The organism is Phaeobacter piscinae (genome assembly GCF_002407245.1).
GTDB lineage: Bacteria > Pseudomonadota > Alphaproteobacteria > Rhodobacterales > Rhodobacteraceae > Phaeobacter > Phaeobacter piscinae.
Map to the genome: position 1 here is coordinate 1,167,361 of NZ_CP010681.1, position 12,067 is coordinate 1,179,427.

Sequence of the window (12,067 nt, forward strand, 5' to 3'; positions counted from 1 at the left end):
ACACGATAGATGCATATCGAATTCCGTCACCTACGCACGATCAAGGCAATCCATCAGGAAGGCGGGCTGGCGCGGGCGGCGGATCAGCTGAATATCACTCAGAGCGCATTGAGCCATCAGATCAAGGGGCTGGAAGATCAGGCCGGGGTGGAACTGTTCCTGCGGCGCTCAAAACCGATGAAGCTGTCGGCGGCGGGGCTGCGGCTGTTGCGGCTGGCGGATCAGGTCTTGCCGCAGGTGGAGGCGATGCAGGCGGAGTTCTCTGCGCTGCGGGATGGCAACACCGGGCGGATGTATATCGCGATTGAGTGTCACGCCTGTTTTGAATGGCTGTTTCCGGTGTTGGAGGGCTTGCGCAAGAATTGGGCTGATGTGGATGTGGATATTCGTCCGGGCCTTGCCTTTGACGCGCTGCCCGCGCTGCAGAAGGAGGAGGTTGATCTGGTGATTTCCTCCGACCCGGAGGTTCTGCCGGGGATCGAGTTCATTGAGCTGTTTGATTACAAACCGGTTTTTGTGGCCTCTGCGCTGCATCCGCTGGCAGAGAAGCCCCATATTGAGGCTGAGGATTTTCGCGGCCAGACCCTGATCACCTATCCGGTGGAGAAGTCGCGGCTGGATATTTTCAGCCAGTTGCTAACCCCGGCGGGGGTTGAGCCTGCACATATCCGGCAGGTGGAGCTGACGGCGGTGATCCTGCTGTTGGTGGCATCGAACCGGGGCATTTCTGTACTGCCCGACTGGGTGGTGCGGGAGGTGAAATACTCCTCGGACTATGTGACACGGCCCCTGACATCCAAGGGGATCACCCGCAGACTTTATGCGGCGATCCGCAGTGAGGACCGGGAAAAGCCCTATATGCAGGAGCTGATCCGCCTGGCCAAGGTTGAGGCGCGCAGGCTACAGCAGCAGTAGAGCGCTGGCCCTGGGGGTTTGGTGCTTGGCTATGGGCTGTCCGCTCATCGTCGCTCGCCCTCGCGAGACACATGCGTCTGGGGCATAGCTCTCATGTGCGCCGGGGGCGGGGTTATGCCGCTATTGGGCCTTGGCAAGCGGCAATGAGGCGCGTATAGGCACGGTTTGACCGACATCTCCCCCTATTTGCTCAGGAGTCTTTCGCATGATTGGCAGCGCAAACCTCAACATCATGATCAAAGCTGCCCGTAAGGCGGGGCGGTCGTTGGTCAAGGATTTTCGCGAAGTTGAAAACCTTCAGGTGTCGAGAAAGGGCGCGGGCGACTTTGTCTCCAAGGCCGATATCGCTGCGGAAAAGATCCTGAAAGAAGAGCTGATGGGCGCGCGCCCGACCTATGGCTGGCTGGCCGAAGAGGGCGGCGAAGAGGAAGGCGCAGATCCGACTCGTCGCTGGATTGTGGACCCGCTGGATGGCACCACCAACTTCTTGCACGGTCTGCCTCATTGGGCGATTTCCATCGCGCTGGAGCATAAGGGCAAAGTTGTGGCCGGTGTCGTTTATGATGCCGCCAAAGACGAGATGTTTTTTGCCGAGAAGGGTGCGGGCGCCTGGATGAATGACACCCGTATCCGTGTCTCGGGTCGTCACCGCTTGATTGAATCGATTTTCGCCACCGGTCTGCCCTTTGCCGGGCGCTCAGATCTGCCTGCGACCCTGCAGGATCTGGCGCGGCTGATGCCGGCCTGTGCCGGTGTGCGCCGCTGGGGCGCTGCGGCGCTGGATCTGGCCTATGTGGCGGCGGGCCGCTACGAAGGGTATTGGGAACGCCGTCTGAACGCCTGGGATCTGGCGGCTGGTATCATCATCGTGCAGGAAGCCGGCGGGCTGATTGAAGCGGTGAATCCTGAGGATGATATCCTGACCTCCGGCGAGGTGCTCTGCGCCAATGAGGCGATCTTTGATGGCTTCGCCAAGGTGATCCGGGACTGATCAGGTCCGATAGCAGGTTTTGAAACGCGGCCCTTGGGTCGCGTTTTTTCGTTTGTGCGTTCTGTCTGAGTGGGCTGGCGGCTTTGTTGTTGCCTATTGGTCCGACGGGTGGTTCACGCCATCGTGCCAGGGGATCTCACCATAGGTTTCGGCATGTGCGCGCGGGTTGCCCCCGTCAATGCAACCGAGGTTGATCCCACATTCTGCCGGATCGGAGCGGCGCTGGTGATAGACATAGATGCCGCAGGTCTTGCAGAAATAGTGCTTCGCCGTATGGCTGCCCCAGGTGTAGAGGCTGAGGTCCTCCGCGCCTTTGAGGATGCGCAGGCTAGCGGTGCGGGCAGTGACAGCGGCGGCACCCCTGCGGATGCAGAAAGAACAATTGCAGCGGCTGGCTGAGGCAAGGCCGCGGGGGAGGTCGGCGCTGATCTCAACCGCGCCACAGTGGCAGCTGGCATGGCAGGTTGTCGGGCCGTCGGTGACGACGGGTGCGGGTGTGCCTGAGGTCATTGAGGCGGGCCTTTTCTAAGGGATGTGAGATGGCGCGTCATTATCGGCCCCATGGGCTATCTCGGCGGTTGTTCCTGTGGTCATCACGCCGGGATTTGCGCGCCACGCGGGGGATGCGACTGGCAGAGTAGCTGACCTTGGGGTGGGGCGGCTGTCCATGGGTCTTGCCCCAATAGGCCGGTCCGCCCCGCCGCAGCCAGAGCGGGATCGTCAGCACCAGCCCGACACCAAAACCGCCCGCATGGGCCCAATAGGCCACACCGCCCGCCTGCGGATCAGAGCCGATGCCACCCAGAAATTGCATGCCCAGCCACACACCCAGCATCACAAAGGCGGGAATTGAGAAGACGCGGAAATAGACGATCAGGATCAACAGAATATCGACGCGCGCCCGCGGGAAGAGCAGCAGATACCCGCCCATGACCCCGGCAATGGCGCCGGAGGCGCCGACCAGCGGCACCAGTGAATATGGTGCGCTGGCCACATGGATCAGCCCCGCTCCGATCCCGGAGACAAGGTAGAAGGCGAGGAAGGTGAAATGACCCATTTCATCTTCCATGTTGTCGCCAAAGATCCACAGAAACAGCATGTTGCCGCCAAGGTGCATCCAGCTGCCATGAAGAAAAGTGGAGGTCAGCAGCGTTTTCCAGTCGTAGCCTGATGTGATCTCTGCCGGGAGCAGGGCGTAGGCGTTGTAGAGCGCGGTCAGGCGGCGCGGGCTGTCATAGCCAAAATAGGTCAGCGCAAAGATCGCGATATTCGCCACCATCAGCGCGTAGGTCACATAGGGCGTGCGCCCGGACGGGTTGTGGTCACGGATCGGAAACATGGGGGAACGCTGGGCCGAATATGGCCCAGCGTCAAGAGCTTACCCGCGCGTCGCCTGTGCGGGCGTCATCCAGACTGGTGCGGCAGTCAGGACATACCGCCCAGAAGGGCCGCGTTGCCGCCCGCAGCGGTGGTATCGACACAGACATGCCGCTCGGCCTGCACCCGTGCGATATCCGGCAGGCCGGGGATCAGCGGCAGGATCGGGCCGGTGCGTTTCGCCAGCCAGGTCTCAATCTCGCGCGCGGTGGCCGCATCGCCCCACCAGATTACGCCGGATAGCCCGTCCATGGTTGGCAGCTGTGACATCTCGATCGGGCCGGAAGCCTCAATCGCGGTGCCGCCAAGGGCATGAACCGCGCGGGCCTGCGCTGCGACGGCCTGCTGTCCCGGCCCAAGGCAGAGGAGTGGCGGGCGCGCGAGCTGCGACAGGCGGTTGGACTCACCGGTGGGGCCGGGCAGGCTGGTGGTGACCTCCTGCATGGGCTGGCCGGTGGGGGCGGGCAGGGTGGTCATGATCGCGGTTTCGGTGGGCCAATTTTCGGCCACCTGCTGCCGGTCCGGGGCGCAGAAGCGCGTCATGTAGAAGGGGCCGCCTGCCTTGGGTCCGGTGCCGGAGAGGCCTTCGCCGCCAAAGGGCTGGCTGCCGACGATTGCGCCGATCTGGTTGCGGTTCACATAGAGGTTGCCCGCGTGGATCCGGTCACAGATGTATTGCACCCGGTCATCAATCCGGGTGTGCAGGCCAAAGGTCAGCCCGTAACCGGTGGCGTTGATATCACTGATGATCTGGTCCAGATCCTGAGATTTGAAGCGCACCACATGCAGAACCGGGCCAAAAATCTCCTGTTCCAGCGCCTGAATGCCGGGGACTTCGATCAGGGTCGGGGCCACGAAGGTACCACCCTGCGGAGCGGTCATCTCCTTCAGCACCCGTCCCTCGGCGCGGGCGGCGTCGATATGCGCGAGGATTCCTCCGCGTGCGGCTTCGTCGATGACTGGGCCACTGTCGGTGGACAGGATCCAGGGGTCGCCAAGCCGCAGCGCATCCATCGCGCCCTTCAGCATTTTCAGCACATTGTCGGCGATGTCGTCCTGAAGATAGAGGCAGCGCAGGGCCGAGCAGCGCTGACCTGCGGATTGAAAGGCGCTTTCGATCACGGATTGCACGGCCTGTTCTGGAAGGGCGGTACTGTCCACGATCATTGCGTTGAGACCGCCGGTCTCGGCAATCAGCGGCGCGCCGGGGCGAAGGTGCTCGGCCATGGCGGCGCGGATCTTGAGCGCGGTTGCGGTAGAGCCGGTAAAGGCCACGCCGCCGACACGTGCATCGGAGGTGAGGGCGCCACCAACGGCGCCGCCGCCCGGCAGCAATTGCAGCGCGCTGCGGGGCACGCCCGCTTCATGCAGCAGCGAGATGGCGCGATGGGCGATCAGCGGCGTCTGCTCTGCGGGTTTGGCCAGAACCGCATTGCCCACCGCCAGAGCAGCCGCAATCTGACCTGAGAAAATTGCCAGCGGGAAATTCCAGGGCGAGATACAGGTGAAGACACCAACCGGCGGTTCCGCCGGGATGCGCGCGGCGTAGTAGCGCAGGAAGTCGACCGCCTCGCGCAGTTCCGCCACGCAGTCGGGCAGGGTCTTGCCCGCCTCGCGGGTCAGCAGGGCGAACAGTTCACCGTAGTTTTCCTCATAGAGGTCAGCCGCACGGTTCAGGATCTCGGCGCGGGTCTCAGCGCCGGCCTCCCAAGGGGTTGCGGCGCTGAGTGCGGCGTCAATCTCGGCCTCACCGGCTGTCTGCACCTGGCCCACGGTGGTCAGGTCGGCAGGGTTGCGCACTGGCTCATCTGTGGTGGTTGCGGTCGCGGGCGCCTTGGCCAACAGCGGCTCTGCAGCCCAGCTGTGGCTCTTCCAAGGCGCTCGAGCGGCGTCGATGGCCGCAAGGGTGGGCGCGTGGCCCAGATCAAATCCCATCGAATTGGGGCGCTCCGGCTGGAACAGGTCGGGACCCTTGCGCAGGTTTGCGGTCAGATCCTCGACCTGAGCGAAAGGATCGGCGGCGACCACCTCTGGCGGGACATTTTCGTCCACGATCTGGTTCACAAAGGAGCTGTTGGCACCATTTTCCAGCAGGCGCCGCACCAGATAGGCCAATAGATCGCGATGCGCCCCAACCGGCGCATAGATCCGGCAATGGGTGCGGTTCTGCTCCAGCACCATCTGGTGCAGGGTCTCGCCCATGCCATGTAGCCGCTGGAATTCATAGGCGCCATTATCGATCTCCTTCGCCATATGCAGAATGGCGGAGACAGTGTGGGCATTATGGGTGGCGAACTGCGGATAGATCCGGTCGGTCATCGACAGGAGCTTACGGGCATTGGCGATATAGGACACATCGGTCAGGGATTTGTGGGTGAACACCGGGAAGCCATCGACGCCTTCTACTTGGGCGCGCTTTACCTCGGTGTCCCAATAGGCGCCCTTCACCAGCCGGACCATCAGGCGGCGATTGTAACGGTTCGCCATGTCATAAAGCGCATCCAGCGCCGCGCCGGTGCGCGGGCCATAGGCCTGAACCACCACACCGAAGCCGTCCCAGCCAGCGAGGGCGGGATCCGAGATCACCTCCTCAATGACCTCAAGCGAGAGCGACAGGCGATCAGCCTCCTCGGCGTCAACATTAAGGCCCATGCCGGCCGCTTTGGCCAGGAGCGCCAGCGCCTGCAGACGCGGGACCAGCTCCTCCATGACGCGGGTTTCCTGCGCCAACTCATAGCGCGGATGCAGGGCCGAGAGTTTCACCGAAATGCCGGGGTTCTGGCGAATGTCCTCGCTGTTGCAAGCTGCCGCGATGGCCGAAATCGCCCGTGAATAGGCCAGATGATAGCGCGCAGCGTCCGCTTCGGTGCGGGCGGCCTCCCCCAGCATGTCATAGGAATAGGTATAGCCCTTGGCCTCCATCCCGGCAGCGCGTTTCATGGCGCCTTCAATGGTTTCGCCCAACACGAACTGGCGGCCCATTTCTTTCATCGCGCGGCTGACAGCAGTGCGGATCACCGGCTCCCCCAGACGTTTCATGGCGCCGCGCAGGGCGGAGACGGGGCTGCGTTTCTCATCCAGCACCTTGCCGGTCAGCATCAGTGCCCAGGTGGAGGCATTGACCAGTGAGGAGGTGGATTTGCCCAGATGCTTGCCCCATTCCGACGGCGCGATCTTATCCTCGATCAGGGCGTCAATGGTGTCCGCGTCAGGCACCCGCAGCAGCGCCTCCGCAAGGCACATCAGCGCGACGCCTTCATCGGTGGAGAGCCCGTATTCGGCGAGAAACACCTCCATCAGACCGGGGGAGGAGTGGCCGCGGATGTCACGCACCAGTGCCGCGGCATTGGCGCTGATGGTGCTGCGGTCTGTCGCGTCCAGATTGGCAAGCGCGAACAGCTGGTCCCGCATCTGGGCCTGATCAACATAGGTGCCTGCATCAATCTGATAGCGCATGGCGTCGCTGTGCGTCGGTGTCGGCGCAGAAGGCATTGCGGGCGTGGTCTGGGTTTGGGGCGCGGTCATGTTGGGAACTCTCCGAAAGAACCATGGGCGATGCCCAGGTTGGTCGTTTCACACATAATATCGTGAATCGATTGGGACAAACGGCCAAAAATGTGGGATATGAAGTGCAATGGGCCAAAAAGAGGTGGGTTTTCGATGCAAATGGACTTTCCGGGAATGGATCGGTTCGATCAGGCGATTCTGGCCGCCTTGGGCGAGGACGGGCGCATGTCGATCGCGGATCTGGCGCGCCGCATTGGGCTGTCGAAGACACCGACACAGGCGCGGCTGCGGCGGCTGGAGGCTGAGGGGATCATCACCGGTTATCGGGCATTGATCGATCCGATCCGGCTGGGGCTGGATCACGTGGCGTTCGTCGAAGTGAAACTGACGGACACCCGCGAGGCAGCCCTGGCGAAATTCAACGCGGCCCTTGCGCGGGTGCCCGAGATCGAACAGGCGCATCTGATGGCCTCACATTTTGACTATCTTCTGAAGGTGCGGACGCGATCCATGTCGGCCTATCGGGCGGTGCTGGGCGAGAAGATTTCTGCGTTGCCGCATGTGGCGTCGACCTCCACCTATGTGGCGATGCAGGCAGTGATTGAGGACAGCGCTGTGCTGCCGTGATCGGCAGGCCGGGCGGGTGCGCGCGAAATCGTGACTTGTCCGGCAAGGGCTTTGCGCCAAGATTGGAGGATGCGACAGTTCTGGATTGCCCCGCTTCTTGTTCTTGGTTTCGCTACGGCTGCGTCCCTCGCGCAGGCGGAGGGGGCAGGGCCGCCGCCGCCATCCGGCGATATTGCAAGCTGCCCGGCGGCTCCGGATCATCAGGGCGCGGTCGATCAGTTGATTGGCCGTGTGCAGGCCGCCCCGGATGAGGCGTCGGCGCAGCAGATCTCCAACCAGTTCTGGCAATATTGGGCAGATGCCCCCAACGCTGAGGCGCAGGCCCTGCTGGATCGTGGGATGACCCGGCGCTCAGCCTTTGATTTTCTGGGAGCGTTGGAGGCCTTCGACCGATTGGTCGCCTATTGTCCGGACTATGCCGAGGGCTACAACCAGCGTGCCTTTGTTCACTATCTGCGACGGGATTTTGCGGCGGCCTTGACGGATCTGGATCGGGCGCTGGCCTTGTCGCCACGCCACGTGGCCGCCATGAGTGGGCGCGCGCTGTCGCTATATGGGCTGTCCCGTCTGGGCGAGGCGCGTGTGGCGCTGGAGCAGGCGCTGTCGTTGAACCCCTGGCTGCCGGAGCGGCATCTGGCGGCGCCAGGTGGACCGCTGGCCCCAGAAGGTGCAGACCCCGGCACACCGGAGGTGGAGCTGTAAGTTGCCGCATGGCGTCGCCCGGAAAAATTCGCCAAACAGATCAGATAGCCCATTGTACCGCTGGAGCGTCCTAGGTAGGTCTGTGATAGCAGCGGCCTAGCCTGCTGTGCGGACGTGGTGGAATGGTAGACACCGGAGACTTAAAATCTCCTGGCCGTATGGCCGTGCGGGTTCGAGTCCCGCCGTCCGCACCAGTTTTGGAAGGCGTTGTATCGGGAGCAGTGAATGCGCTACACATTGGTGGCAACTGCCAAGAACGAGGGGCCGACCATTCTGGAGTGGGTCGCCTATCACAAGATGATCGGTTTTGAGACCATCATCATCTATCAGAACGATTCAGATGACTTTACCCATGAGACCTTGAAAACCCTGAGGGACATGGGCGAGATTGCTTATTTTTACAACCGTGCAGAGCGCGGGCGGCATCAGGTGAAGGCCTACAAGCGAGCCGCAAAGCAGGCGGCGTTTCGAGATGCACACTGGGTATTGGCGCTGGATCTTGACGAGTTTCTGGTCGTCCATGCGGATGGCGGAACCGTGCAGGACCTCATTGACGCGATGCCAGAGTGCAATCAGATCATGTTGAACTGGAAGCACTTTGGAGGTTCAGGCAAGACGCGGATCTCGCAGGATCTGGTGGTTGAAACCTTCACGATGTCCGAGGATGAGGCGCGCGTCAAAACGCACCTGACGCCATTTAAGGCAATGTTCGATCCAAGTGCATATACGCGATGTGGTGTCCACCGGCCACAGGGGCAACTAATCCCGGACGATCAGATCCGCATCTGCAACGGCTCCGGCCTGCCGCTCAGCGCCTACGAGCATCGTAATTTTCGGGCCAAAGATCCTGGCCAGCGGGCGTTGGCGCAGATTAATCACTATAACACAAAGGACGCGGCGAGTTTTGTTCTGAAGTCGTACCGTGGCAGCGCGCATCAGGCCAATCGCGCCATTGATCGAAAATACTGGACGCGGCGCAATCACAATAGTCAGGAAGATCTGCTTCTGGCCGCAAGAACCGATGCAATTCGTGGTCGGATGCAGGAACTTGATGCGGCGTCAGGTGGTCGGTTGCTAGCTCTGCGACACCAGGCGATCGAATTGCACCGCAGCCGGTTTGACGCGCTGATGGAAGATCCTGCTACTACGTACCGTGACCTCTATACTTATTGTCTGGAAAATCCTGGTCTGGCCACAAGAGACTGAACGTGTCCGGTGGCTGGCCCCTAAAGGGGATCAGGAATTGGTGCCGTCTTTTGTCTGATCCGGCGGCGCCGCGCGTTCGGCCTGAACCGAGGCGATGGTCTCCAGAAGCAGCGGTTTACGGATCGGTTTTTGCAAAAAGCGATCCATCCCGGCGTCGAGACAGGCGCGGCGGTCACTTTCGAAGGCGTTGGCGGTCAGGGCGATGATCGCGGGCTGCGCCATGTCGCTGGCCCGGATCTGGCGGGTCGCCGTGAGTCCGTCGACTTCTGGCATGGACATATCCATAAGGATGATGGCCGGTTGATGGTCACGGCACATATCTACCGCTTCGCGCCCGTTCTCAGCCTCGATCACTTTGAGCGGAGTGTTGGCGAGAAGCTTTCGGATCAACAGGCGATTGGTTCGGTTGTCATCCGCAAGTAGCAGTACACCTGGTCCGGGCAGTAACTGGGAGGGTATCGGGTTGATCTGCGTCGGTATCTCGTGCGTGGAGCGGGCGGCGGACAGGCGAATTTCGAGCCGGAAGCGGGAGCCCTCTCCTTCGTTTGATTGCAGGCTAATGCCGCCGCCCATGCGCTGTGCCAGAATATTTGAAATGGTCAGCCCCAAGCCAGTACCACCATAATGGCGCGTAGTGGCAGCATCAGCCTGTGAAAACCGCTCAAACACATGTTTGGCCTGATCTTCAGAGATGCCGATACCGGTGTCCACGACATCAATGAACAGATGGTGGTGGTCATTGCCATCGCAACCGACATGAAGGGCGATGCTGCCCTCTTGAGTGAACTTCACAGCGTTGCTGAGCAGATTGACGAGGATCTGGCGCAGGCGTCCATCGTCACCATGAACCTGTTCGGGCAGTTCATGAGCGTATGTTTGCGTGAAGCTCAGCCCTTTTTCACGCAGCTTCGGGCGAAGAACGTCTACGGCACCATCGACGCATTTGCGCAGATTGAAATCAACGGTGCTGATTTCCATCTTGCCTGCCTCCAGCCGGGAGAGATCCAGAATGTCATTGATGATCTTCAGCAAAGCAACAGAGGAGTCCCGGATGGTGTCAACGCATTGCTCTTGCTCCGCCGAGAGGGGGCTTTCAGCGAGGATATCGGACATGCCGATGATGCCGTTCATCGGTGTACGGATCTCATGGCTCATATTGGCAAGAAACTCGGTCTTTGCCTGATCAGCCTTTTCGGCCGCCTGTTTTGCATAGGTCAGCTGGGCGTTGCGGTGAGTCAACTGCTGGTTGGTACGCTTTAGTTCATTGTTGAGGTCGACGTCGCGGGTCACATCCCATTCGACGCCGATCATCCGGTTGCGCCCCCTTGAATCGCGAAACGAGCAGCCCATCGCGCGGATGTTTTTATGGGTGCCGTTCTCCAGTCTGATCCGAAAATCGATAGAGTAGTTGCGAACGTGGTGCAGCGCCTCCTGAAAACCGTTGATGACGCGATCGCGGTCATTGGGATGTACCAGAGATTTCCAGACAGAGAGCGGTACCTCGCTAGAACCGACTGGATCACCATACAGTTCCCGCATTCTACGATCCCAAATCGCAATGTCAGAACTGTCCCTCATCTCCCAGATGCCGATCTTGGAGGTTTCAACAGCCATTTCCAAGCGGCGGGACATCGCTTCCAGCTGACGTTCGCGCCGTTTGAGTGTCTGAATCACCGTCCGCCTTGCTGCTGACAATCGGCCGGCCAGGGCCGTTGGAAAGAGAATGAAGGTACCGGCAAGAAAGATCGTAAATCGCAGTTGCCATTTGTTGTCGGCACGGTTGGGCCAGCCACCTTTGGGGCGCGCGGCAAGTTGCCAGGTTCCCACCGGCAGCACTATGTCCATCAACACCGGGTCGTCCCGCAGAATATCCGGACTGCCGTAGAACTGCGCGCCGTTCGCGCCTTTTCCATCGTTGCCGACGAGGGCTACGTCGATCATTAGATCAGGGTGGGTTAACCCACCCTGAGAATAGATGGCGTCGATATCGATCACGGAAGAAAGAATGCCCCAGAATGATTTGCTTTCTGGCGGCCCGACGAAGATTGGAAAACGGGCGATCATGCCCTGGCCGCCCTGCATCAGATCGACCGGACCTGCCAGAACGAGGTCACCGCTGTCTCGCGCCAGTAGGGCTGCGGCGCGTTGCGCGTCGTTCTTGCGGTAATCCAACCCGATCGCCGCCTCGTTGCCTTCTATGGGATACATCAGCTTGATGATAAGATCGGGCGCTGCCGCAATGTTTCGCAAACTATCTTCTGCCGCCAGGATATGAGAAGCCAATTGAGCAAACCGCTGCTGGGTCATATCTGGCTCTGTCGACAGAACTGCCCTGAGACCGCGAACCAACTGAATATCGGCCGATAGATTGCCCTCGATCCGTGCGCGGATCAGCCCCGCTTCATATTGGACATCGGCGCGCAGTTTCTGGTCATAAATGGTGTCATTCTGAGATTCGGCAGATATGCCCGCAGCAACGATCACCACGAGGGCGACCAGCGTCGGCAGATAGGTCCGATTGTTCAGCGCCTTTATCCACGCCTTAGGCCGAATTCTCATCAAAGCTACACCGGTGATTTTCGTCTACTCAAGATACACAGTCATTCCTGTCGCAAAACTGTTCAACCAATATTAATGATGCTCGAACTTTTCCACTTTGAGAGGATTTTCTCACAGGCACTAACCTGCTGGGGGGTCTGTTTGGAGAGTTTCGCCGGTTGTATCTCGGATTAACCTAAAATT

General features: G+C 60.6%; 9 protein-coding genes and 1 tRNA gene. 6 read left to right on the plus strand and 4 right to left on the minus strand.

The genetic code is table 11. From position 1 onward, the window contains the following. The first annotated feature begins 9 nt into the window (after positions 1-9). Positions 10-915 carry a LysR family transcriptional regulator gene (locus tag phaeop14_RS05430; protein WP_040173045.1) on the plus strand — a complete coding sequence of 302 codons (906 nt, stop codon included), beginning with the start codon at positions 10-12 and terminating at the stop codon, positions 913-915. A gap of 205 nt (positions 916-1,120) precedes the next feature. Beyond that, positions 1,121-1,906 (plus strand): inositol monophosphatase family protein, encoded by a 786-nt coding sequence (locus phaeop14_RS05435; RefSeq protein ID WP_096788975.1) that lies wholly within the window; start codon positions 1,121-1,123, stop codon positions 1,904-1,906. A gap of 93 nt (positions 1,907-1,999) precedes the next feature. Here phaeop14_RS05435 and phaeop14_RS05440 read toward each other — a convergent pair whose 3' ends face one another. From phaeop14_RS05440 to putA, 3 genes are all read right to left on the minus strand, one after another. Further along, positions 2,000-2,416 carry a GFA family protein gene (locus phaeop14_RS05440; RefSeq protein WP_096788976.1) on the minus strand — a complete coding sequence of 139 codons (417 nt, stop codon included), beginning with the start codon at positions 2,414-2,416 and terminating at the stop codon, positions 2,000-2,002. Positions 2,417-2,456: 40 nt separating this feature from the next. Then, a complete protein-coding gene (locus phaeop14_RS05445) occupies positions 2,457-3,245 on the minus strand; it encodes a rhomboid family intramembrane serine protease (RefSeq protein ID WP_096788977.1) in 789 nt (262 codons plus the stop codon). A gap of 86 nt (positions 3,246-3,331) precedes the next feature. Beyond that, positions 3,332-6,775 carry a bifunctional proline dehydrogenase/L-glutamate gamma-semialdehyde dehydrogenase PutA gene (gene putA, locus phaeop14_RS05450; RefSeq protein WP_096790236.1) on the minus strand — a complete coding sequence of 1,148 codons (3,444 nt, stop codon included), beginning with the start codon at positions 6,773-6,775 and terminating at the stop codon, positions 3,332-3,334. A gap of 168 nt (positions 6,776-6,943) precedes the next feature. Between putA and phaeop14_RS05455 the strand changes: the two genes are divergently transcribed. The 4 genes from phaeop14_RS05455 to phaeop14_RS05470 all read left to right on the plus strand — a co-directional run bounded on the left by phaeop14_RS05455 (position 6,944) and on the right by phaeop14_RS05470 (position 9,325). Then, a complete protein-coding gene (locus tag phaeop14_RS05455; RefSeq protein ID WP_014879695.1) occupies positions 6,944-7,417 on the plus strand; it encodes an Lrp/AsnC family transcriptional regulator in 474 nt (157 codons plus the stop codon). A 69-nt stretch (positions 7,418-7,486) separates the two neighbouring features. Next, on the plus strand, positions 7,487-8,119 hold the full coding sequence (locus phaeop14_RS05460) for a tetratricopeptide repeat protein (RefSeq protein WP_096788978.1): 633 nt from the start codon (positions 7,487-7,489) through the stop codon (positions 8,117-8,119). Between the two features lie 108 nt (positions 8,120-8,227). Beyond that, positions 8,228-8,313 (plus strand) — tRNA-Leu (locus tag phaeop14_RS05465). 31 nt (positions 8,314-8,344) lie between these two features. After that, a complete protein-coding gene (locus phaeop14_RS05470; protein ID WP_096788979.1) occupies positions 8,345-9,325 on the plus strand; it encodes a glycosyltransferase family 2 protein in 981 nt (326 codons plus the stop codon). A gap of 30 nt (positions 9,326-9,355) precedes the next feature. Here the strand turns inward: phaeop14_RS05470 and phaeop14_RS05475 are convergent, their stop codons facing one another. Next, positions 9,356-11,884 carry an ATP-binding protein gene (locus phaeop14_RS05475; RefSeq protein WP_040178169.1) on the minus strand — a complete coding sequence of 843 codons (2,529 nt, stop codon included), beginning with the start codon at positions 11,882-11,884 and terminating at the stop codon, positions 9,356-9,358. Positions 11,885-12,067 lie beyond the last annotated feature (183 nt).